Origin of the sequence: Synechococcus sp. Cu2B8-bc1011 (genome assembly GCF_047302735.1) — a bacterium.
Lineage (GTDB): Bacteria > Cyanobacteriota > Cyanobacteriia > PCC-6307 > Cyanobiaceae > Synechococcus_C.
The window spans coordinates 2,478,669-2,500,553 of sequence record NZ_CP138915.1 but is presented as its reverse complement, the minus strand read 5'-3'; the positions used below and the strand labels follow the sequence as shown (position 1 = coordinate 2,500,553).

Genomic DNA, 21,885 nt, shown 5'->3' with positions numbered 1-21,885 from the left:
GATTTACAAACTCAGTTGGTCTGCGTACTCCTGAGCCACCAGCACCACGAGGCTTCTCGCCTCTAATGGCACTCCAGATGGACTCCAGCGCTGGAAGCTCCTGGGGAGATCTTCTCCAGCAGGTAACGCGGTATCAATCAATCGACACCATGGCGAGGCCGCTGCCGGTAGGTCGAAGTGCATGGATTTGAAGTAGGCGTTGAAGCCCATCCACAACACAGCGCCTTGATGTCCTTGCTGCAGGCTCATCGCTAAGCAGTGGGACCAGTTAGCCCAGTCAGGTTTGCTGAGCTCTACGCCATGCCACTGCCGCCACAACTCGTCTGAATCGTTTGATCGCAGCGGTTTCTTTTCGTTGTGAGGCCGGATTGGATTGAATAAAGTTGCAAGTTGTTGGCGCACATCAAGCAGGCGTTGCACGTAGGTCTGCAACTCGTGATCGCAGTGATCGTCGCCCCAGATCATCCAGCTGAGCGGGCTGTCCTGGCACCAAGTGTTGTTATTCCCTCCCTGACTGCGCCCCACTTCATCGCCCATAAGGAGCATCGGGACACCACGACTCAGCAGCAAGGTGCTGAGCAGATTCCGTTGTTGTCGCCGTCGCAGTGCCTGGATAGCCCGATCGCTGCTCGGCCCCTCGACTCCGTGGTTCCAGCTGTTGTTGTGGTTCTCCCCATCTCTGTTGTTTTCACCATTGGCCAAGTTGTGCTTGTTGTTGAAGCTCACGAGGTCCAAGAGGCTGAAGCCGTCATGGGCCGTGATCAGGTTCACTGAGCTACCAAGGTTTGCCGCCTTTCCGTTGTAGAGATCGGGACTGCCACGGAAGCGTTGTCCGAGAGGCCAGGTGCTGCCCTCATCTCCTTTCCAGAAACTGCGCAATGCATCACGGAAGTGCCCATTCCAGGTGCCAATCCGTTTGGCCGGAAAATCACTCAACCGATAGAGCCCACCACAATCCCAGGGTTCGCTCACGAGTTTGAGTTCACTCAGCTGCGGATCAGCCTCCATCGCTTCAAACAGGGGCGGGTGTTCCAGGGGTTTCAGCTTCTCCCCTCGGCTGAGAGCGATCCCTAAATCAAAACGGAACCCGTCGATGCCCAGTTCATTGGACCAGCAACGCAGTGATTCAAGGATGAGTTGTCTGGAGAGAGGATCGTTGGCGGCAATGCTGTTGCCACAGCCGCTCACATCCAAGTACTCACCTGCATCGCTCTGGTGGTAGTAATTGCGATCAGCAAACCCCCTCCAGCTCAAGGTGGGACCGTTGCGGTTTCCTTCAGTGGTGTGGTTGTAAACCACATCCAAAAGCACCTCAATGTCTGCGTCATGGCAGGCCGCTACGAGGTCTCGGACCTGGTCTCGAGCCGAATGGGGATCCGAGCCCAGCGCGTATTCGTGATGCGGTGCAAACCAACTGAGAGGGCTATAACCCCAAACATTGTCACGACCAGCGGGGGCATCGTTGGGATCGAAGGCTTGGATCGGAAGCAGCTCGATCGTGGTGATCCCGAGCTCCTTCAGATAGGGGATCTTTTCGATCACACCTAAATAGGTTCCCCGTTGATCTGGGCTGACACCGCTGTCGGGGCGTTTGGTGAACCCGCCGATGTGGAGCTCGTAGATCACGGTCTCTTGCCAGCTGTGGCGAGGCCGGGGATGGGCTTGGAAATCGAACAGATCTCGTTCGCAAACCACTGATTTCAAGCACCGATCGGTGTTGGGTGATGCTCCGGTCGCCGCTACGCGCCGGTAGACGTTCCAGCCATCAATGGCGCGGGCGCAGGGGTCCACAAGCACCTTGGCGGGTCTAAAGCCATGGCCACCTGGCTCAATGGGGCCAAACACCCGATAGCAGTAGCAACATCCAGCACCAAGTCCTTCGACCTCGACATGCCAATAATCTGCCGAGCGATGCTCCTCCGACAGCTCAATTACCTGCGCTGGTGTGTTTGCCTCTGGATGGGCAAAGATCAGTAATTCCAGCCGATTGGCCATCGGCGCTGCAACTGAAAAATTCACACCTCGCGATGTGATCATGCTGCCTAGTGGCCAGGGACTGCCGCGATGGATCGTGCTCAAAGATCCGCCCGCAGATCGCAGGACGTACTTCCCTCAAAGTAGAGGGTGTGATGGAACTCCACCGAAATGACGATGACCTCGGCTTTGGAGTCAGGCCGACCACCTCAGCAAATTTTGGACAACCTTTGGTTGTTTCCACCCAATCGAGACTGTCGCGGTGGGTCATCTTGGTGGCTCGATGTCGAGCCTGAACCAGTACTGATTGATTGTCCGCCGCTGACCGAGGCCACCCTTCAAGCTCTGCATGACCTGGCTTCTGATCGTTTGCCCCGGATTCTTCTCACGAGTCGAGAGGGGCATGGACGCTTACGGCGTTTGCAAGAACGATTGGGATGGCCTGTGTTGGTTCAGGAGCAAGAGGCTTACTTGTTGCCAGGGGTTCAACCCCTTGAGACTTTTGTTGATTCCCACATCACCACCTCCGGTTTAAGGCTGCTTTGGACGCCAGGACCCACCCCGGGAAGCTGCGTTGTGCACGCTCCAGCCCCTCTGGATGTGCTGTTTTGCGGACGATTGTTAATTCCAGTTCAAGAAGGCCAGTTGGCTCCTCTTCGACATCGACGCACTTTTCACTGGCCGAGACAGCAGCTCAGTCTTCGGCGCCTGCGGGATTGGATTCCCCCAGAATCCAGTCCAGCACTTGCTTCTGGAGCAGGGCTTGGGGCGCTCCGAGGTGGGCGTCTCGCTCCTTTTAAGAGTTGGAGTCCTGCGCAATCAGACCGTCTTCCTCAAGACTGATTCGGTGAATGCATTGCGGCACAGCGTTTTTCGGTTGCTTCAAGGCGCTGGCCTCCATACGATTGGCACGCTCAAGGAAGCCGTGCGGATGTTGACCTCCGCAACGTCAACCAGCCCGCTCTCGCTCCACACCACTTCTTCCATGAACAAAGCTGACCTCGTCAACCTCGTTGCTGCTCGCACTGAACTCACCAAAACGGACGTCTCCCTCGTTGTTGACGCCGCTATCGACACCATCATTGATTCCGTTGTCGAAGGGAAAAAGGTTTCAATCCTTGGTTTCGGTTCATTTGAACCACGGGAGCGTTCCGCTCGTCAGGGCCTGAACCCTAAAACGGGTGAAAAGATCAAAATCCCAGCAAAGCGTGTTCCCGCATTTACCGCTGGCAAAATGTTTAAAGACCGCGTCCAGGGCTAGATCACTGAGCCTTTCATGATGATGGGGTGGTCTTTGGACCACCCTTTTTTGTTGATCTGAACGATCAGCACTGTCGATGGCTATCCAGCTTCCGGATCACCTAAGTCAAGTCCTGCAGAAAGGTCAGGGGCTAAGCCGACGGTGCTATCGGGGCCGATTTGCGCCGACTCCATCTGGTCCTCTTCATCTCGGCAATGTGAGGACGGCCCTTCTGTCTTGGCTGCGAGCCCGACTCAACAACGGGCAATGGCTGTTGCGGGTGGATGATCTCGACACCCCAAGGATTCGTACTGGCTCCATTGAATCGGTGTTGCAAGACCTTCGCTGGCTTGGACTCAACTGGGATGGACCCGTCGTACTGCAAAGCAGACGACGAGGACTCTATGGATCATTCCTTTCAACTTTACGGAAGCAGGGTTATCTCTATCCTTGTCGCTGCAGTCGCCGTCAGCTTGAAGGTGCAACGGTTTATCCAGGAACCTGCAGGCGGCTTCATCAAGATTGGGGCTTGAAGGACGCGCGATTACCGTCCTGGAGACTGCGCGTTGTTGAGCCCTTTGCCACAGCCGTAGGAGATGTCGTTCTCCGTCGCGCTGATGGAGTCATCGCTTATCACTTGGCTACTTCCATCGACGAGTTGGCTTTAGGCATCAACGAGGTGGTGCGAGGACAAGATCTGGTGTCGGTCTGCGCTGCCCAGCGTGCTGTCATCACGTCTTTGGGGATGACTTCTCCGCGCTATGGGCATGTGCCGTTGCTCTGTGATTCATCCGGTCAAAAACTTTCAAAACGTGATCATGCGACAGGCTTGAGCTCGCTGCGTGATCGTGATCAAGAGGCAGCACAAGTGATTGGCGAATTGGCCGCATCTCTTGGTCTGGTGGCTCCTGCGACAGCGATTTCGGCAGAAGAATTGCTAGAGGAACTGAGAGAACGTCAGGACAAGCTCACGTCATTGATTGTTGGGGCTGATTCTTCATGAAAAGTTCGGGATCACAACAGAAAAAAGGCCTCAAACTAAAAGTCTTGAAATGGCAACAGGAACGATGATTTGCAGAAGCTGCGGTGGTAGTGGAATTCAGCGGATCAATGACAAGCGTTTTCGCACGTGTCTTGATTGTCTGGGTCAAGGAGTGCTCATTCAAAGTCAAAATCAAGAGCTGGGCATGTCACTTCCAGCCCTTGGACTTCAGCACACCAAGGCCGTTTCTGAGTCAGTTAACGCAGTTGTTTCTTCCTCTGTTGCCAAATAAAGAAGGCGGCGGTCACCACGACAGCCAGCAAGGGCACAGTGGTGAACAGCAGAAGGGCGACAGCAGTCCAGTCGGTGTACATCCGATCAGTGAAATAGCTCTTGCATCCTCTCAGGAGATTGCGACCTCTGGGGCACTTCTCTTGGTCGTTTGTTGTGCCTTCATAGGCTCTGCCTCTGCCGCTTCGCTGAGAAGCGTCAATCCTGTTGCGTTGGATTGTTTCCGCTTCGAGCGAATCGCCAGCTGTCAGCAAGCCTTGATTCGTGCTGAACTGCTGCAGCGCAGTGCGTCAGCGCGCGATCGTTATCCGTGTCAAACGATGCTTTTAGGCCTTCAATCCGACTTGCTCATGGTGCAGCTCCGAGCGGGACGTGGGCAAGACGCTGTCAATTTTTTGACGGCTGTGAATGTTCAGTGCCAGGGCTTCTGAGGGCCGATGCCGTCAAACTGGTTTCAGTTGTCCATCAGCTCATGCCGATCCATCAACGTCTTGATGCGCGTTTCATGTCAGCGGTCGCTCTTGTTATCGGCTTTGTTTCACTGGTTGGTGTCTCAGTGAAGGGCCAGGTTCGCTTCAATGATTGCCAGCCTGTTGCGGGGGGAGGCGTGAGCTGCAACACAGTGCCCTATGGGAATACAAGAACACAGATGATTGATGGCGAATACGGACTTCTGGATCAAGCCAGTCCTGGATGGGCTGAATATGACCCCTATGAAGGGTATGAAGACATGTTTGGTGGCAACCAAACCTGATTCCTGATTGGATCGACCGCTCTGATACTCCGTCTACAGACGTCAAAAAGCTGTAGGGCGAACCATCTGCACCTTTATAACCATATTTGTTAGGAGGCAATCACAAGGCTTGGATGATTTTCCACAATTTTTCCACAGCCGCTGATCGTTGAATTCTGTGCAATCAAGGTTCGGCATCTCAGGTCTAGAAACAAGAGGGCTCCTCGTGCTTTAACGCCCTTTGTTTTGTTGATCACTGTTGATTTAATAAAGTTTTTGGAATTGCAGTCCAGTTATGGCAAGGGTTGATTGCGAGTAACGGATGTCACGTTGTTGTGTCGCCGGAGTTGCGACAGTTCATGACTGATCTTGCTTCATTGCTGTCAGAACCTCGAGATCAGCAGTCGCTCGCTCAAAAGACTGTCTTGATTTGAACTTCGTGTGGAAAAACAGATGCGGAGAGAAGGATTTGGCAAGTCAGGAATGATCACCCTTCCGGTTCTTTGAGGCGCCTTAAGGGCTCGATGATTTTTCGCCATGGCTTGGAGCACCTCTCAACGCTTTGGGCTGAGGTCGTCGACCAACGTTGGTTTCCCTGAGTGGCTTGCTCCTCTCTTCTGCGCGTCGCGAAATAGGTGGTGACTCAGCTCAATGTTTTTTCCATCTGGAAATGTACGAAATGCACGCCGGCAATCATGAATGGCTCAGGAGCGATCACCGTCCAGCCTCTTTGTTCAAGCATGGGCCTGGAGAGGAGGCTGGCCTCTGTCTGTAACCGTTGGATTCCCATTCGCTGCGCATCGCCTTCAATGGCCTGAAGAAGAGCTGAGCCATGCCCCTGTCGAGACGATCGACCTCGGCAATACAGCATTGATAATCGGTTGGCGGGATAGCGAATCGCGAACCCATCATCGATCCCACTGATCCAGCCTTGACCTTCTTCTAAGGTGCGATCCAAAAGTCCAGGCAGCAAAGCGAGGGTGGCCCAAGCTCGTATTTGATCAGGGCTGTAGGCCTGAGGGGCCTGCGTTTGAATGGCATCGACGTAAATCTCGCGTAATAAAGGTGAGTCAGTGGGCCGGATAGGTCGCATAGCAGCGCTTCGCAAAACGTTGCAAAGCAGGTAGGGTCTGTGTGGCTATCTGAAGTTGATGGGTTCCAGTTCTCAGTCCCAGGATGATTGGTTCCAAGAAGCATCTTCAGAACAAACCAAGTCTGGGCGTTTTGCTGCTGCTGAGCTTCTCAACGGTCGCTTGGCCATGCTCGGCTTTGTGATCGGTTTACTCACGGAAGTATTGACAGGTCATGGCATTCTGAGCCAATTCACTTTTGGCGTTTTGGGTTTGAATTGATGATCGATTATTCCGTTTGGATCTACCCAATGCTGGCAGGGAGTGCCTTGATTGCAGCATCTGTTGTTTACACTCTCTCCCAGCCAAGCGATTTTTCAGACTTGAAGAAAAAATAGTGCTTCGTCGCCTATTGCGAAGCCATATGGCATTGTTTCGGGTCTTTTTTATTGACTGTTCGTGAGGCACGTTCGCCCTGGAATCGATAAGATCGTTGTTGGATTGTGGAAGAGGCTTTGTCGTGAATTGATAAGTGGTAATTGGCGAAATTGCAGCAGCAGTCCTCCTTTTCAGAGATGCATCTTCAATGCCAGGACTGCTTTAACCTATGGTTTGACTTTGATGTTGGCAATCAATCGCAAAGAAATATTCCTGGACAGTGTTTCGCTTGGACAAGCTGGTTTGATCAAGAGGGGGAAAGCATCTCTTGATCGACGCAGCCTGGGACTATTGTTGAAGTAACTCCAACGATCGAAGTCGCAATGGTTCGGCTTTTTGTGCTGTTTGTTTTTTAAGCGTTCTCAACCGCTTCGATATGGATGTTGCTCATGGTGTCAGTGAGTTCGCCAATATCGATGAGCCCTTCGGCACTAAACCAAGGAGCGTTGGCCCAGCTAAAACCTTCTCCAAAGGTGTTGTCTGGTGCAACGACGTACCAGTGGCAAGCCGTGTCAGGGACGTCTACAGCGCATTTCGACCAATCGTTTGACCATTGAGGGACTTGAACCCACATCACAGCAGCGAACAACAGCGAAACAATCGTTCTGAGCATCTGATTCCTAAATGGCTTTACATCGTAATGGAAATTTAAGGATGTGAGCCGTTCGAGCTTTCCTCAATGGTGTCTGATAGCTTCAAGTCCAAGTTGCTGCAGTCTTTTTGGCCTAAAGATCTTCCCTTGGGATAACAGCTCAGTCGGGGCGTCATGGATGAGACGCGTCAAATTGTTTCCTGAATGAAGATGATTGATGGTTTGATCACCAATCAAGTGAAGCTCAATAGAGAAGAGAGAGATCAATTGTTGATTTTCTCTTGATAAGACGTGACTTAGGGATACGGGTGTCGAAAAATATTGGTAATGTTGGTTATGATATTTTGCCGCCAATCGAGAATATAATGCGTTTCTTGCTTTTGGCTAATTTTTAAAAGATGTTCTCGCTAAAAATCTTTTGGGTTGTGAGGAAAAGCTTAGCTGCCTTTCCTTGAATGCTTTTCGCGGGCCTGGCGTCGCTTCATGGCGTGCAAAAACCCTTTTTCAAGAGATGTGAGTTTTGGGTTGGATTCACCAATGGCATCGTGAGCGCGTTGCTTGGCGTCGTCGATGAATTTATCGCCCTTGTCGAAGCCCATGTGATTTTAGCGTTACCTGCAACTTAGACACGCTGTTTGCTTTTGACATCATTGTCAGCTAACCCTGTGAAATGCTTGTGATCATTGTCGAGCTTTGTCAGTAAAGGGTTTGAAGGCCTTGTTAAATGGATCGCCATCGCGTACTTCCAAAGAATGAAAACAGATTTCGTTTGTTTACAGCCTCTCTTTTTGTATGGGGCAGTATCTCTGCTCTGATTGCTTGGGGGGTCAGGAGTGCATATCCAGTCATTTGATAGCGCTCCCTGGCTCTGATTCCTTCGATCCCGTCTCGGGGTGTGGTTGTTAAAGGCTTGCCTGTGTTGATCTCAATGCGCTTGAGTGTCTACAGGGATGTCTGATTCCTTCTTCCGTCGTTGCCTGCAGGCCCAAAACTTATGGCAGAAGACATTCAGCAAACCCATCCGCTCTATGCGTCGGATCGGGATATTTTGGATTCCTTGCTTGGTTTTGAAGGTGCTCCAGGGCCCGATCAGCTGACCTCAGCGGCAAGACTTGCGACGCGTTATGGAGAGTTTCCTGGGGCTGATGACATCAAGACAGACTTGGAGAAAGTTGTTGCTGGATGGGGTTTGACTCGGGACACTCTCAATCGTCAATGCAGAGAGATTTGGGCAAGTGGTTGGCGTCCAGGGCAAAGCCTCAGCGATGAAGTGGGCTCTGGATCTGATGTCAGCGATTCGGATGCGCCCTAGCGATTCCAAGAGTGTGTAGAGAGTAAAACTTTGAGTTGCTCTCCTCACGGTAAGAGCGGTTCGTGAAAGTAATGCTGCTGTATTATGATTTCTCCTGGGTTTAATGGGGCTAAATGGTAATCAGTGCTGCTATTTGGTTGATTTTGTGATATCTCGTGGGGTCTATGCCTTGTTAGGGTATTGCTGTTGATTTGACTTGCTATTTTATATTGCACCTGCCTCGGAGTTCCGGTTCTGGCGCTTGTTGCGTGCGGGTCTTCTGTCTCGTTTTCGGGGTCTTCTTCGTTGCTTATGCTGAGTTGTTGACTCGATTCGTTGATGGCTGGTAAAGCTCTCAAGCCGGCCACCGTCTGAGGTGAGAAGGCTTGGATGGCTGAACGCAATCACAGTCGAGAAGATTGCTGTTTAGAAAGGATTTGCTTTTGATTAGCTCATGAATTTAATTGCGTTGTTCATAGCGGCTCCAGCGGCTCCCTATGCCTGGTCCCTTGTGCTGGCAGGCGCCGTTGTGATTGTCAGCATTGTTCCTCTAGGTGCGGCGCGCTCCCAGGCTGACTTCACCATGGCTGACATGGATGCTCCGAGGGCGATGTTTGATCGTCTGCCCGCCTGGGGTAAGCGGGCTAGTTGGGCCCATCAAAACAGTTTTGAATCCTTTGGTTTGCATGCACCCGCAGCGTTGTTGGCTCTCATAGCCGCTCTTCAAACAGGGCCTTTGCCGGGAATCGCCGTAATTGTTGCGCTCATTCAGCCAATCCTCCGTCTGATTTATATCGGTGCCTACGTCGGCAACATTGCAGCTTTGCGAGGTTTGTGCTGGGCTTCGGCGCTCTTTTGTACCGGCATTTTGTATGTAGAGGGCCTGAAGGCTCTTCTCCACTCAGCTTGACCGGAGAATCTATCGACCCTCGCTGGGGGTCTTGGGTTGTGGAAACTCTCATGTATCACCATTGTTTGCTATTAACTCGCCCTTATCTTTCAATACGCGCATCCGAATCATGGGAGTGAGTCACGTTCTGCGGGGGGCGATCTGCTGACTTGATGGAAGTTGATTAGTCGAAATATAGAAGGCTAACAACTTTCCCCATGTCTTCTGCGGTTCTACAACTCGCCAACAGCGTTTCACTGTCATGAAACGCGAAACAAATCAATTGATCGCAACGGTTAATGATTTCTTGATTGCAGAGACTGCTGGCGATGGGTAAGGGCAGATCGTCATGCTCAGGTTTTTCGATGAGATGGAGAACCTGATCAAGTTGGTCACGAATTTCTGGGACTTGGCGATCGAGGCTCTGTGGGAGCAGCACGGTGAGTCGTTCTCGATCTACGGCTAAGACCCCACGAATCACAGCTGCATTCACACCTTGGGATCCAGAGGTCAGCAACGTATGCCCCTCCTGAGCCAAGGATCGAGAGATCAGCTCCACTAGATGAATTGCGACAACCGGCACGTGGCGGCTGCCAAGAATGGCAATTCTCCGTTTTCCCTTGTCCTGAAGTAGGGCAAGTTCTTGGGCAAGTGTGTCGACCCTGTCGAGTGCAGGAAGATCAAGAGAGCGGCTCAATGACATCCCACTGGCGTTTGCAAACGCTAGCAGCGCCCCTTGAGAGAAGCGTGACCCGGTGAACGCTGCGAAAACGGTCAGCTAACGGCACGAAATAATTCGCTCAGCTGGCAGTGCTCTTCAACGAGTCGGAAGGCGTAGGTGGCCTTCACTGTTTCGTGGAGTCGAACGTGTCCAAAGGCCTGTTCGATGACTTCGACGGTGGCCAGGGTGTCGTGCTCAACCTTCAGAAGTGGTACCTCTAATTCATCGGCACGATTCACCAGTTGGGGGAGAGGCTCTCCAGCTCCGGTGAGGATGAGGCACTGCGTTGAGGCCTCCAGTGCTGCGAGCTGAATATCGGTGCGATCCGCTCCTGTCACCACCGCCATGTTGCGCCGCCGCCTGAAGAATTCCATCGCTGAATTCACATTCATGGCTCCAATACTCAGGGTCTCAACCAGGAGTTCGAGGCGTTCTTTGCAACAAATCACTCTTGCATCAAGTCGTCGCACCAGCTCACCAACGGTGACGCTACGCAGAAGGGGAGATCGGGGCATCACACCGAAGACCTTCAATCCCAGCGCCTGTAGAGCCGGTACAACATGTTGGTTCAACTCCTCGACTTCATCGGGTGTTACCGCATTCAAAACAACACCGGCTAGTCGATCGCCGAGCTGATGCTGCGCTGCGAGTAGGGCATCAACACTCCGACTGTCTTGCCAAAGATGCACAAGGATCACAGGAGCATTGAGTCCTTGAGCGAGTTGTACGAGGCTGAGGCCGTACATCAGGCCTTCATGGAGGCTCCCAGCCGCTTCGAGCATGGTGAAGCTGTCTTGATCGTTTTGCAGATCCTTCAGCAGCATTTCGAGCCCCGTGCCCGCATCCAAATTCCCCTGCCTCAAGCGAGTGTCGGCTGTCTCTGGAGAGAGCAGGTGGAGAGACGGAATCAAGCGGGTCTCGTCGAGCCCAAGGGTTGTGCCAACGAATCGCACGTCGTCATCAATCAGCGGATCAGGCAGAGGAGAACCTTTGGCTGTCCACTCAAGGCTCGTGGCCAGTGGTTTTCCAAAGCGAACAGTCTGGCCTTCAGATTGGAGATAGCGGGCTAATCCAAGTACGAGAGCGGATTTGCCGCTGAACGGCTCACAGGATCCGATCAGCAGTGTGTTGCCCATGCAGGAGATTCCGGCGTGTTCAGCAATTTAGAGGTCAAGCCCCGTTGTGCTGTCATCGTTGAGGCGGAGAAGGGGTGAATGGTTTCGGCCAGGTTGCTTCCCCCCGATCCAAGCTCCCTCTTATGGCCAATCAGGCGTCTTCCTCTTCTGATCCACCCCTGTCGGGACGCTGGGCCGGCCGAACAGTGGGAATCACTGGAGCGAGTGGCGCCTTGGGACGGGCTTTGACCAAGGCCCTCATCGCAGAGGGCGCCTGGGTGATTGCTTTGAGCCATAGTCCGCGCCCCCAAGTCTCATCGTCAATGGATGAGGCTCAAGAGTGGGTGAGTTGGTCTTGCGGAGACGAGCATCAGCTGGATTCGACTCTTAAAAGAGTGGATGTGTTGTTGTTGAACCACGGCATCAACCCTGGCGGTGATCAGTGTTCCGAAACCCTCTCTAAAACCCTTGAGGTGAACGCGTTAAGCCACTGGCGTTTGATGCAGCAATTCGAGAGCATTGCTGATCGAGATCAAAAGTGCGAACAGCCACGAGAGCTCTGGGTCAACACGTCAGAGGCTGAGATCCAACCGGCCTTGAGTCCTGGCTATGAGCTGAGCAAGAGATTGATCGGTGAATTGGTCAGCTTGCGTTGGAACAATCAAACCGCGACGCAGCGTCAGGCCTTGCGTTTGCGCAAACTCATCCTTGGGCCGTTTCGCTCCAACCTCAACCCGATTGGAATTTTGACGTCTGGATTCGTCTCCAGACAGGTGATTTGGCAAGCCAATCTTGGGGTGAACTTGATCATCGTCACCCCCAATCCACTGACTTACTTGCTAATGCCTCTCGTCGAACTGGTCCGAAGGGTTTATTGCCGTGCTTTGAAGGTCAATCCCCACGATCGGTGAGGATTTCACAACCATCAGATGTCACCACGATGGTGTGCTCCCACTGAGCGGAAAGACTGCCGTCCTTGGTGACGACGGTCCAGCGGTCTTTGAGGGTGCGACAAGCATTGCTTCCTGCATTAAGAATTGGCTCAACGGCAAGGGTCATGCCTGGACGCAATTTGACGTTAGGCAGATCGTTCGTACGGAAGTTGAACACCGATGGCTCTTCATGGAGATTCCTTCCGACTCCATGGCCTGTGTAATCCTCCACCACACTGAATTGATTGGCTTTGACGTGATCTTCGACGGCTCCGGCGATATCAAGAAGCGTATTTCCGGCGCGGATCTGGGAGAGTCCAGCCATCAGTGATTCCTGAGCGACCCGACTGAGCTTGCGTGCTTCTTCAGAGACGTCACCGACGCAAACGGTGATGCAGCTATCACCGTGATACCCGTCGAAATAAGCCCCCGTATCCACTTTCAACAAATCGCCCGCATGAATGACCCGTTTGTTGCTGGGAATGCCATGCACCACCTCATTGTTAATGCTGGCGCAGATGCTCGCCGGGAAGCCGTGATAACCCATGAAACTTGGGGTTGCGCCCATCTCCCTGATGCGGCGCTCAGCATGGGCGTCAAGGTCCCCCGTGGTCTGGCCAGGCTCCACCAGCTCCATGATTTCACGCAGAACGGTGGCCACGATGGAGCTGGCTTTCGCCATGATTTTCAGCTCACGGGCGGATTTGATTTCCACGCCACGCCGCTGTTGGATGCGAGGGCCGGTGGAGGTGACAGTGGCCCCCTTTGTGGAGGCGAGGAGGTCAGCGAACAAATTCATCGGGTTTCGGCGTTGCTTGTTTCAGGCCGTTAAAGCAAGCCGCATCTACGGATGCTCTTCAGACAGTCTTCCTGTCACGCTATCAATAGAAATGTAGGGATCGACGGTGGCCCGCTTGTTGGTTCGCGTACGCCAATGGCATCGCTGGATCGCTCCTCTTGTTGTGCTCCCTTTGCTGGTAACTGTGTGTACCGGCGTGACCTATCGGTTAGCCAAGGACTGGGGGGGGGTGAGTCGTGAGCAGGTTCATTGGTTAATGGCCATCCATGAAGGCGAGTGGCTTGGGCCTGTCCTCGAGCCAGTCGTGGTTCTTCTCAACGCGGTCGGCCTGTTGTGGATGCTGATAACTGGTGCCTGGCTCCTCTTGCAAAGCTTTCGAAGGCAATGGATTGCGTCTCGGAAGGAGGCTGGGGGTTAAGCTGGTTGTTTGGCGTGTTACCAGGAGCTGGGATGGCGGTTGACCCGATAGAGACGTCTGTGGACGAGGCCACTGAGGCGACCAGCGGAACAACTGCTGTTGCTGAAAAGTCAACGGCGAAACCTTCGAAGAAGTTGAGTGCTTCCGCACTCATCAAAGAATTCGAAGACGCACAGCTCAAGAGTGATCTTCCTGAGATTTACGTCGGAGACACTGTGCGTGTTGGTGTACGTATCAGCGAGGGCAATAAAGAGCGTGTCCAGCCTTACGAGGGCGTGGTGATCGCCAAGCGCCATGGCAGTCTCAACCAAACAATCACGGTGCGCCGCATCTTCCAGGGCATCGGTGTTGAGCGGGTTTTTATGCTCCACAGCCCCCAAGTTGCTTCGGTCAAAATTGAGCGTCGCGGTAAAGTAAGGCGTGCGAAGCTCTTTTATCTTCGTGACCGAGTGGGCAAGGCCACTCGCGTGAAGCAGCGCTTCGATCGCTGAGGCTTTCGCTTCAACGAATTAATGCCATCTTTTTTGATGGTTGAGGGGTTCATCGCCTTGCGCCGTTAGTTCAGTTGGTAGAACGCAGGTCTCCAAAACCTGATGTCGGGGGTTCAAGTCCTCCACGGCGCGTCCGATGACCCCTTACTTGCAGTTTTCCTGATTTCGAGCATGGAGTTGGATCTTCAACCTGGTGATGTGGTCAAAGTGCTCGAATCAGCCGCTCTCGGCTGGGTTCGTGCACGAGTGATTCGCGTTAAGTCCGGTGGACGAGTCGTCGTTCAAAGTGATCAAGGCCGTGAATTCACGGCCAGAGGGAATCAAGTGCGTTTAATCGAACCAGCTGGATTCCGCCCTTAAGTCCAATTTCTGAGACCTCATGTAGGGAATTGATCCTCCCCTTAAGGGGAGGATTTTTTTTGTCAACGTGTGTGAGGTCGACGTGGAGGGCTTGATTCTCCAATGAGGGTTCCTTGCGCTCATCAGGGAGATGGATCTTTTCAGTTGCTTGAGCTTCAAGATCACAGCTGAAAAGCACACAAAACATTGGTCTCTTTTCGAGTGTGTTGACGGAGGGCACGGCGGCAGTTGATACTGGCCAAGTCCGCGTGAGCGGCGAAGGTCACTCGTTGTGGGTAAAGCTCCCTCAATTGAGTTCAGCCTGGGACCGTAGTTCAATCGGTTAGAGCACCGCCCTGTCACGGCGGAAGTTGCGGGTTCGAATCCCGTCGGTCCCGTTTTTATTCCTCCGGCTTAGTGACGGTTCGCGTTCGTCTGGCCCCAAGCCCCACCGGCACGCTACATATCGGAACAGCTCGTACTGCTGTTTTTAATTGGTTGTTTGCCCGTCACCAAAACGGCAAATTTTTGCTGAGAATTGAAGACACGGATAAAGAGCGATCCAAGCCAGAGTTCACAGAAAATATTCTTGATGGCTTGCGCTGGCTTGGCCTGGACTGGGATGAGGAACCGGTTATCCAAAGCGAGCGGATTGAAGCGCATCGCCAGGCCATCAGCCAATTGCTCGCTCAAGGTCTTGCCTATCGCTGTTATGCCAGTGAGCAGGAATTGGATTCCATGCGTGAAGCCCAAAGGGCTTCAGGTCAGCCTCCTCGTTACGACAACCGTCATCGCCATCTCACTGTTGAGCAGGAGGAGGCCTATCGGGCGGAAGGGCGAGAGGCTGTGATCCGTTTTCGGATTGATGATGAAGCCACCATCGCTTGGACCGACATGGTGCGCGGTCCGATGCAATGGCGCGGCGCCGATCTTGGCGGTGACATGGTGATCGCCAGACGTGCCCCTGCGACCACAGTTGGTGACCCTCTGTACAACCTCGTTGTGGTGGTTGATGACGCCGCTATGGCCATCAGCCACGTGATTCGAGGTGAGGATCACATCGCCAATACGGCTAAACAGCTGTTGCTCTATCAGGCTCTGGAGTTGAACTGTCCCACCTTTGCCCATACGCCTTTGATCCTCAACCCAGAGGGACGAAAGCTCTCGAAGCGCGATGGAGTGACCTCCATTGGTGATTTTCAGGAGATGGGTTATACAGCGGAGGCCTTAGCCAATTACATGACCCTGCTCGGTTGGTCTGTCCCGGAAGGAATGGAGGAACGATTCACGCTCCGAGACGCAGCTGAAGTTTTCAGTTTTGATCGGGTGAATAAAGCAGGTGCCAAATTCGATTGGGACAAGCTCAACTGGCTCAATGCCCAGGTTTTGCATGGTTGGTCGTCTGCTGAACTGCTTGCAGCACTTGAGCCCCGCTGGCAGCAACAAGGCTGGGTTGCTAGTGAACCTCTTTGGGCCAACGACTTAGCCGTTTTACTTGGACCTTCGCTCACCTTGATCGAAGACGGAGTGACGCAAGCCAGGCCTTTTTTTGAAGAACCTCCCTTAGAAGAAGATGGCCTCAAGCAACTAGAGCAAGAGGGTTCTCGTTCTGCGCTTCAGGCTCTTCTTTCTGCTCTTGAGCTGAATCCATGGGATGGACTTGATGTTGAGCGCGCCCAAACCTTGCTGAAAGAGGCAGCGGCCACCGCAGCCGTGAAGAAGGGCGTCTTGATGAAGAGTCTCAGGGCCGCCTTGCTCGGTCGTCTTCAGGGGCCAGACCTCATCACCACATGGGGGTTACTGGCCAGACTCGGGAACGATCGGCAGCGTTTGCGTCGCTCCCTCTGAAGAGGCAGCAGTGGTGGAGGCAGAGTCTTCTGGGCTCTCAGCAGTCAGGCCAAGAACGCGTGCCAAGGGTTGTGCTGTTAAGCCTTGAATGCCAACAGTCATCAAAATGGTGAGGAAGACCAACCCTTGTAGTCGCCCTGCACCCAAAATTCCAGCCTGCTCAAGGCGGATGGCGAATAATGAGGCTACGGCTGCTGTCACGATGCCTCGTGGTGCCAGCCAGGCCATAAACAACTTTTGACGCCAAACCAAAGGCAACCCGACTGTGGCCACACTCACGGCTATGGGACGCACCACAAACATGAGCAGCAAGACACAGCTCACACCGCCCCATCCCAGAGGACTGAGCTCAGCCCAAGACACGTCAGCTGCCAAGAGAGGAAACAGCATGGTGATGGCGAGTGACGCCAACTCTCGGATCAGTTCATCGAGCTGACCGGCTTCTTCGGTTGAGCGACGACCGACCACGACGCCCGCGGCAACGGATGCGGGTAGCCCTGATTCAGGCAGAAGCCATTCGGCAAGCCCAAACATGAGGAACAACGCCCCGAGAGTGAGCTGTAAACGCAATCCAACGGGTTGCGAACCATTCAGGCGGCGTAACCCCTCTGACAACAGCCAACCAACCGTGACACCAATCAGCACTCCTCCTCCGAGGCGTGCCAGTAGACCTTGGGCTACTTCACGCCAGCCATGGAGGTCTCCTAATGCAAGTTCCAGGAGTAGTAATGCCAGCACCGCGCCGATGGGCTCGAGCACCAGTCCTTCCGCTTCCAGCACATCTCCAAGGGGATGGGCTAAGCGAATTTGTTTCACGATTGGGGTGACCACTGTGGGTCCAGTGGCCAGCACGATGGCGCTAAAGACGGCAGCTAAGGACCATCCAAGGCCAGCGAGCCAGTGAGCAGCAAGGATTCCCGCGCCGAGAGAAATGAAGATTCTCAGGACTGAGATGCGAAGCACAGTGGCTTTGATCGTGTCTCCTGGCAGACGAAGGTTGAGACCTCCGTCAAACAACACCAAGCTCACCAAGAGTCCGACAATGGTTTGCAGCCCTTGTCCAAGATCGAGAGGTTCAACGAGTCCTAGGCCAGAGCGCCCGATCAGCAGCCCTGACAGCAGCAGCAAAACCACGCCATTGATATTGGATAAAGCCGCTAGCAGCCTCGCCCCTGCCCCCGCAAAGACCGTGATGCCCCAAAGCAGCCCTAAACGCTCAGGCGTCATCGATCAAGGCGTATTGCGGTTCAACGCGCATTCCGATGACGGCATCCGGCCGCACGACAAGAAACTCTCCGTCTAGGTCGCTGAGGGGGACATTGACAAAAGCCCCTTCAGCACTGGCATTGACCAGTCCTTGATACCAATCCTGGAATTGTTCAAGTGATGTGAAATGCACCACTTCGGTCTGTCCGCCAGACAGGTGAAGGGAGATCCGATACCGGCGCGGAGTGCGGTTCATCTAGGAACGGTACTGCCCAGGCAACTCTCTGCACATCACTGGGAAGGTACAGGGGGTGGCGGGGATCGCCCGCTTTGGTTAAGCCCGTCGCAAAGGGAGGTGGAAGCACTCCTCGTTGATCGCTGACGTCGTTCAACATTCTCAAGACCGCCTGATCCCGTTGCATCAGTCGTCCGCCGACCCCCCATCCCAGCCAGAGATCCCATGTGGGCTGCTGCGCCCACTGCTGGAACCAGCGGTGCAGGATCAGATCATTCTCAGCGCCGATTGGCTCAGCGCAACGGCAAAGCAGGGAGGGGGAGGGGGAGATGCGGGCAAAGAGATTCAGGACCACTAGATGGTGATACCCCCAGTGTTGTGAAAAGCTTTGAAGTCTTCGCAGGGTGGGGTCGTCTCGAAGTCCATCGGCTCGCGACGGGTTCAGGCCAACGAACAGAAGCACCCTCCTCTGTTCGGACCTGTGATCCCTGGATGGAATGGGACGATGCAGCACCCAGCGGTAGGCACCGCAAGGACTGAGCGTTGCTTCAGCTTGCCAACAGCTCAAGAGCAGCCCCGAGAATCCTTTCACTCGCGTGGCCATCACCAAAGGGATTCACGGCTTTCGCCATGGCGTTGTAGGCCTCGCTGTCGTCTAATAACAGGGATGCTTCACGGTGAATCGCGGTTGGATCAGTCCCCACCAATTGGGCTGTGCCGGCTTCAACGGCTTCGGGGCGTTCCGTGGTTTCACGCAGGACAAGCACCGGTTTTCCGAGTGCTGGCGCTTCTTCCTGTAGCCCACCGGAGTCAGTGAGTAAAAGAGTGCAGCCTTTCATGGCTGCCACTAAGCGGTCGTAATCCAGTGGCTCGGTTAGCACCACACGTGGATGCTCCCCTAGGAGTGCCTGGAGGGGTTCACGCACGGTTGGGTTGCGATGCAAGGGCAACAGCAACACGGTGTCGGGATGGCTGTCGAGAACACGGAGCATTCCATCCGCAATGGTCTTGAGGCGGTCACCCCAATTCTCACGTCGGTGAACAGTCGCCAAAATCACCCTTTGCGCGTCCCAATCGATGGCTAAGTCGCTTAACTCAGGAGCGCGTTCGGACATTCGCAGCAGAGCATCGATCACGGTGTTGCCCGTAAGCAGCACGCGCCCAACCACCCCAGACGCTTGGAGGTTGGCTGCTGATTGCTTGGTGGGAGCAAAGTGAAGATGCGAAATTTGCGAGATCAATCGACGGTTCGCTTCTTCTGGAAAAGGATCGAGAAGATTGTCCGTTCGCAGTCCTGCCTCGACGTGTCCAACGGGAATTTGTTCGTAGAAGGCGGAGAGGGCTGCAGCGAAGGCCGTGGTTGTGTCTCCTTGAACCAGCACGAGCTTTGGAGGAAACGCTTGGAAGTCATCACGTAAACCCTGCAGCGCCGCACAGGTCACGTGCGTGAGGGTTTGTCGGGGGGCCATCAAATTGAGATCCAGATCGGCGCTCAGGCCAAACAAATCCATCACTTGCGACACCATCTCCCTGTGCTGCCCGGTCAGCACGACTCGTGTTTCCACGTCCTTGCTGGCCCGGAATTCTTGGATCACAGGCGCCAATTTGATGGCTTCAGGCCTGGTGCCCAAGACGATCGTCACGCGTGGCAGGCCGGCCATAACCATCCAGATTGTGCGGTAATCCTAAGGGCGAACTCGCCTAGAGGTTTGGTGAATCACTTGCCAGCTGACGAAGCATCGCGAAGCTGCATACAGCGGACACCACCAGCATGAGTCAGCCCGTTTTTCCTCCTGGCATCCCAGCCAAGCCCACGTTCACCTCAGCTTCAGCTCCACAGTCGTCGGCTTCACCGCCTACGTCTTTAGAGCAGATCGTGCGTATCGCGTATGAACAGGGGCATTCCGACGTTCATCTTGGGATCGGGGAGAGCCCCAGATTTCGAGCCCGTGGCGAGATCATTGGCTCCGATTGGCCCCCCACGAACCCCGGCGAGTTTCAGGATTGGCTAGGAGAATTACTCACTCCCCAGCAGGTCGACCACTTCAGACAGTGCAAAGAGTTCGACGGGGCTCATGCGTTCTCTTTCGTAAGGGTACGCATCAACTTGTTCGATGCTTTGAAGGGTGCGGCGATGGTGTTGCGCCTCATCCCTCAAACGATCCTGTCGATGGACGAACTAAAGCTGCCGTCTGTTCTTCAAGTTCTTTGCGCGCGTCCAAAAGGGTTGCTGCTGGTCACTGGCCCGACAGGCTCCGGTAAAAGCACCACGCTGGCAGCCATGATTGATTGGATTAATCACAATCAAAGCAGGCATATCCTCACGATTGAAGATCCTATTGAATTCGTGCATGAAAGCCGGCAGTCCCTAATCCGACAGCGTGAGGTTGGACGCCACACACTCCAGTTTCATCATGCTTTGAGAGCGGCGTTGCGTGAAGATCCTGATGTGATTTTGGTTGGGGAAATTCGTGACAAAGAAACGCTAAGCACCGCGATGGAAGCGGCTCAGACTGGACACCTTGTGTTTGGAACTCTGCATACAAACTCCGCGGTTAAAACCGTTGAGCGTGTCCTTGGAATGTACCAACCTGAAGAGCAGGAAAGTGTTCGACAGTCTTTAGCTGAATCGCTAATGGGAATTGTTTCTCAGGGATTAATTCAGAGTGCTGGCGGTAAACGTGCTGCCTATCATGACCTTTTGATTAATACTGATGCTTGTAAAGATTATATTAAAAAGGGAGCTCTTGATGATGTTGAAGACATCATGCAGAGAAGCGATTTTGATGGAATGATGACCGCTAATCAGTCCTTGCAACGATTGGTTGAATCTGGGCAAGTCGAAGCTGAGAAGGCAATAGCCGTTAGTCCTCGTCCGAATGAACTCGCTCAGGCGTTAAGGGGTAGACGTTGAATCTGTTCAGGCTGCGTTATTAAACATCCGCACGATTAGCAGCGTTGCCATGCCGATGGAAAATCCGAGCATGGCAAGGCGTCCATTCCAAATTTCAGCTTGGGGAGTAAGTCCTCGCTTCCAAGCATTCAATTCGATTGGCTCGATTGGCTCTGCTACAACGTTTTGCTGGAGATCAGTTTCGGGAGCCATCAGGAAGGATCTCAGGGGGAGTCAACCTTAAGAGAATAATTTTAAAATGGAGGTGCTGAGCTATACAGGCTTAATGCTTTTTCTAACGGCCATCGTGCTGAGACGCCTAGCTCTAGAGAACTAGGTTTCACGCCGCTTGTTAGTCGACGCAATGCCGCTACAGCAACCATTGCTGCGTTGTCCGTGCAATAGGCCAACGGGGCGATGTGGATGGACACCCCCTTTGACTGACCGGCAGTCTGCATGAGAGAACGCAGGCGCTGGTTAGCGGCAACGCCGCCAACCATGACCAACTGATCCATCCCCTGCTCTAGGCAGCAGCGCAGGCTTCGCTCCACCAGCACATCGGCCACGATCTGTTCAAAGCTGGCTGCGAGATCAGCAAGAGGAAGCTCCTCCGATTCATGCTTCAACGCTTCCACATGCCGAAGCACCGCGGTTTTCAGACCACTGAATGAAAAGTCGTAGGGGTAGAAGCCTCCTTCTGGCTTGGAAACGCGCCCTTTTGGTAACTGAAACCGTTTGGCATCGCCCTCCACGGCGATGGCCTGAATCGCAGGACCTCCTGGGTAGCCCAAGCCCATGAGTCGAGCCACTTTGTCGAAAGCTTCACCGGCCGCATCGTCATGGCTTCGTCCCAGGCGTTTCATCTCTCCGCGCTGATCCACCCGAATCAGTTCGGTGTGGCCGCCACTCACGAGAAGTACGAGATAAGGGGCCTTTGGCGGGTGATCCGCCAGGAACACGGAAGCGAGATGCGCCTCCAGATGATGAACGGCGAGGAAGGGTTTCTGATGCAGCGCGGCCAGTGTCCGTCCGGTGATGGAGCCCACCATGAGGGCTCCCACCAAGCCAGGGGCGACGGTTGCCGCGATGGCGTCAAGGTCGGCAGCGATGAGACCAGCGTCTTTTAAGGCGTGCTCCACGAGGCTTGGGAGCGCTTCCACATGCCGTCGTGAGGCAATCTCAGGAACGACCCCACCCCATTGCGCGTGCTCCTCAACCTGGGAGGCGATGCCGTGGGATAACACCGTGAGCTGGCCGCCCTCCTGGCGGAGCACCGCCGCGGCTGACTCGTCACAACTTGTTTCGAGGCCAAGCACTGTGGGCATGAAGATGGAGGGATCTCCCCTACTGTCCGTTTGTGACATCCTGCCGCTTTGGGGCAGGCTCAA

27 protein-coding genes and 2 tRNA genes are annotated in these 21,885 nt (G+C 54.0%); 17 read left to right on the top strand and 12 right to left on the bottom strand.

The features are described 5' to 3' along the window. Positions 1-3: 3 nt before the first annotated feature. On the bottom strand, positions 4-2,037 hold the full coding sequence (locus tag SIC18_RS13205; RefSeq protein ID WP_245407119.1) for a glycogen debranching protein: 2,034 nt from the start codon (positions 2,035-2,037) through the stop codon (positions 4-6). Positions 2,038-2,145: 108 nt separating this feature from the next. Here SIC18_RS13205 and SIC18_RS13200 point away from each other — a divergent pair, with 108 nt between their 5' ends. From SIC18_RS13200 to SIC18_RS13180, 5 genes are all read left to right on the top strand, one after another. Beyond that, on the top strand, positions 2,146-2,817 hold the full coding sequence (locus SIC18_RS13200) for a hypothetical protein (RefSeq protein WP_048347077.1): 672 nt from the start codon (positions 2,146-2,148) through the stop codon (positions 2,815-2,817). Between the two features lie 142 nt (positions 2,818-2,959). Further along, the gene (locus SIC18_RS13195) at positions 2,960-3,235 is read left to right on the top strand and encodes an HU family DNA-binding protein (protein WP_011620102.1); all 276 of its coding nucleotides are present in this window, start codon (positions 2,960-2,962) and stop codon (positions 3,233-3,235) included. An 82-nt stretch (positions 3,236-3,317) separates the two neighbouring features. Then, positions 3,318-4,217 carry a tRNA glutamyl-Q(34) synthetase GluQRS gene (gene gluQRS, locus SIC18_RS13190; RefSeq protein WP_413430574.1) on the top strand — a complete coding sequence of 300 codons (900 nt, stop codon included), beginning with the start codon at positions 3,318-3,320 and terminating at the stop codon, positions 4,215-4,217. Between the two features lie 200 nt (positions 4,218-4,417). Then, a complete protein-coding gene (locus SIC18_RS13185; protein WP_053068599.1) occupies positions 4,418-4,918 on the top strand; it encodes a hypothetical protein in 501 nt (166 codons plus the stop codon). Further along, the gene (locus SIC18_RS13180; RefSeq protein WP_413429836.1) at positions 4,903-5,241 is read left to right on the top strand and encodes a hypothetical protein; all 339 of its coding nucleotides are present in this window, start codon (positions 4,903-4,905) and stop codon (positions 5,239-5,241) included. The genes SIC18_RS13185 and SIC18_RS13180 overlap by 16 nt, the downstream gene beginning before the upstream one ends. 622 nt (positions 5,242-5,863) lie before the next feature. Here the strand turns inward: SIC18_RS13180 and SIC18_RS13175 are convergent. Continuing rightward, positions 5,864-6,313: a GNAT family N-acetyltransferase gene (locus SIC18_RS13175; protein ID WP_413429835.1), complete on the bottom strand. Its 450-nt coding sequence runs from the start codon at positions 6,311-6,313 to the stop codon at positions 5,864-5,866. A 58-nt stretch (positions 6,314-6,371) separates the two neighbouring features. On the opposite strand from SIC18_RS13175, the gene SIC18_RS13170 reads away from it, so the two are divergent. Continuing rightward, entirely contained in the window at positions 6,372-6,572 is a 201-nt protein-coding gene (locus tag SIC18_RS13170; protein ID WP_048347074.1) for a chlorophyll a/b-binding protein, read from the top strand. Between the two features lie 508 nt (positions 6,573-7,080). Here the strand turns inward: SIC18_RS13170 and SIC18_RS13165 are convergent. Beyond that, positions 7,081-7,341 carry a hypothetical protein gene (locus SIC18_RS13165; RefSeq protein ID WP_048347072.1) on the bottom strand — a complete coding sequence of 87 codons (261 nt, stop codon included), beginning with the start codon at positions 7,339-7,341 and terminating at the stop codon, positions 7,081-7,083. Positions 7,342-7,775: 434 nt separating this feature from the next. On the opposite strand from SIC18_RS13165, the gene SIC18_RS13160 reads away from it, so the two are divergent. The 3 genes from SIC18_RS13160 to SIC18_RS13150 all read left to right on the top strand — a co-directional run bounded on the left by SIC18_RS13160 (position 7,776) and on the right by SIC18_RS13150 (position 9,521). Continuing rightward, positions 7,776-7,946, top strand: a complete 171-nt coding sequence (locus SIC18_RS13160) for a hypothetical protein (protein ID WP_245407118.1) — start codon at positions 7,776-7,778, stop codon at positions 7,944-7,946. A 368-nt stretch (positions 7,947-8,314) separates the two neighbouring features. After that, a complete protein-coding gene (locus tag SIC18_RS13155) occupies positions 8,315-8,632 on the top strand; it encodes a DUF3288 family protein (protein WP_048347071.1) in 318 nt (105 codons plus the stop codon). Positions 8,633-9,065: 433 nt separating this feature from the next. Continuing rightward, entirely contained in the window at positions 9,066-9,521 is a 456-nt protein-coding gene (locus SIC18_RS13150; protein WP_413429834.1) for an MAPEG family protein, read from the top strand. Between the two features lie 163 nt (positions 9,522-9,684). Here SIC18_RS13150 and SIC18_RS13145 read toward each other — a convergent pair whose 3' ends face one another. Next, the gene (locus tag SIC18_RS13145) at positions 9,685-10,203 is read right to left on the bottom strand and encodes a DNA recombination-mediator protein A (protein ID WP_048347069.1); all 519 of its coding nucleotides are present in this window, start codon (positions 10,201-10,203) and stop codon (positions 9,685-9,687) included. A gap of 71 nt (positions 10,204-10,274) precedes the next feature. Beyond that, on the bottom strand, positions 10,275-11,357 hold the full coding sequence (locus tag SIC18_RS13140; RefSeq protein WP_048347068.1) for a phosphotransacetylase family protein: 1,083 nt from the start codon (positions 11,355-11,357) through the stop codon (positions 10,275-10,277). 122 nt (positions 11,358-11,479) lie between these two features. Between SIC18_RS13140 and SIC18_RS13135 the strand changes: the two genes are divergently transcribed. Beyond that, positions 11,480-12,247, top strand: a complete 768-nt coding sequence (locus SIC18_RS13135; protein WP_413430572.1) for an SDR family oxidoreductase — start codon at positions 11,480-11,482, stop codon at positions 12,245-12,247. Here SIC18_RS13135 and map read toward each other — a convergent pair. Beyond that, positions 12,228-13,067, bottom strand: coding sequence for a type I methionyl aminopeptidase (gene map / locus SIC18_RS13130; RefSeq protein WP_048347067.1), 840 nt, complete (start codon positions 13,065-13,067; stop codon positions 12,228-12,230). The two genes, SIC18_RS13135 and map, sit on opposite strands and share 20 nt — an antisense overlap. 106 nt (positions 13,068-13,173) lie before the next feature. Here map and SIC18_RS13125 point away from each other — a divergent pair, with 106 nt between their 5' ends. The 6 genes from SIC18_RS13125 to gltX all read left to right on the top strand — a co-directional run bounded on the left by SIC18_RS13125 (position 13,174) and on the right by gltX (position 16,163). Continuing rightward, complete coding sequence (locus tag SIC18_RS13125) at positions 13,174-13,485, top strand: hypothetical protein (RefSeq protein WP_048347066.1); 312 nt, start codon at positions 13,174-13,176, stop codon at positions 13,483-13,485. Positions 13,486-13,517: 32 nt separating this feature from the next. After that, the gene (gene rplS / locus SIC18_RS13120; protein ID WP_048348280.1) at positions 13,518-13,976 is read left to right on the top strand and encodes a 50S ribosomal protein L19; all 459 of its coding nucleotides are present in this window, start codon (positions 13,518-13,520) and stop codon (positions 13,974-13,976) included. A gap of 59 nt (positions 13,977-14,035) precedes the next feature. Further along, a tRNA-Trp gene (locus SIC18_RS13115) sits at positions 14,036-14,108 on the top strand. 39 nt (positions 14,109-14,147) lie between these two features. Next, complete coding sequence (locus tag SIC18_RS13110; RefSeq protein ID WP_006043540.1) at positions 14,148-14,336, top strand: hyperconserved protein Hcp; 189 nt, start codon at positions 14,148-14,150, stop codon at positions 14,334-14,336. Positions 14,337-14,639: 303 nt separating this feature from the next. Continuing rightward, positions 14,640-14,713 (top strand) — tRNA-Asp (locus SIC18_RS13105). A 19-nt stretch (positions 14,714-14,732) separates the two neighbouring features. Further along, a complete protein-coding gene (gene gltX, locus SIC18_RS13100) occupies positions 14,733-16,163 on the top strand; it encodes a glutamate--tRNA ligase (protein WP_048347065.1) in 1,431 nt (476 codons plus the stop codon). Here the strand turns inward: gltX and SIC18_RS13095 are convergent. Genes SIC18_RS13095 through wecB form a run of 4 tightly spaced genes read right to left on the bottom strand, consistent with a single transcriptional unit; the run spans position 16,113 to position 19,265 of the window. After that, positions 16,113-17,390, bottom strand: a complete 1,278-nt coding sequence (locus tag SIC18_RS13095) for a cation:proton antiporter (protein WP_048347064.1) — start codon at positions 17,388-17,390, stop codon at positions 16,113-16,115. The two genes, gltX and SIC18_RS13095, sit on opposite strands and share 51 nt — an antisense overlap. Beyond that, a complete protein-coding gene (locus SIC18_RS13090; protein WP_011620074.1) occupies positions 17,380-17,625 on the bottom strand; it encodes a hypothetical protein in 246 nt (81 codons plus the stop codon). Before SIC18_RS13090 ends, SIC18_RS13095 begins: the two co-directional genes overlap by 11 nt. Further along, complete coding sequence (locus SIC18_RS13085) at positions 17,543-18,208, bottom strand: DUF1643 domain-containing protein (RefSeq protein WP_048347063.1); 666 nt, start codon at positions 18,206-18,208, stop codon at positions 17,543-17,545. The genes SIC18_RS13090 and SIC18_RS13085 overlap by 83 nt, the downstream gene beginning before the upstream one ends. Beyond that, on the bottom strand, positions 18,153-19,265 hold the full coding sequence (gene wecB, locus SIC18_RS13080) for a non-hydrolyzing UDP-N-acetylglucosamine 2-epimerase (protein ID WP_048347062.1): 1,113 nt from the start codon (positions 19,263-19,265) through the stop codon (positions 18,153-18,155). The genes SIC18_RS13085 and wecB overlap by 56 nt, the downstream gene beginning before the upstream one ends. A 110-nt stretch (positions 19,266-19,375) precedes the next feature. Between wecB and SIC18_RS13075 the strand changes: the two genes are divergently transcribed. Next, the gene (locus tag SIC18_RS13075; protein ID WP_413429833.1) at positions 19,376-20,518 is read left to right on the top strand and encodes a type IV pilus twitching motility protein PilT; all 1,143 of its coding nucleotides are present in this window, start codon (positions 19,376-19,378) and stop codon (positions 20,516-20,518) included. A 6-nt stretch (positions 20,519-20,524) separates the two neighbouring features. Here SIC18_RS13075 and SIC18_RS13070 read toward each other — a convergent pair whose 3' ends face one another. Both SIC18_RS13070 and tsaD read right to left on the bottom strand, forming a co-directional pair. Next, entirely contained in the window at positions 20,525-20,710 is a 186-nt protein-coding gene (locus tag SIC18_RS13070) for a high light inducible protein (protein WP_048347060.1), read from the bottom strand. 41 nt (positions 20,711-20,751) lie between these two features. After that, the gene (gene tsaD, locus SIC18_RS13065; protein WP_048348279.1) at positions 20,752-21,822 is read right to left on the bottom strand and encodes a tRNA (adenosine(37)-N6)-threonylcarbamoyltransferase complex transferase subunit TsaD; all 1,071 of its coding nucleotides are present in this window, start codon (positions 21,820-21,822) and stop codon (positions 20,752-20,754) included. Between the last annotated feature and the right edge of the window lie 63 nt (positions 21,823-21,885).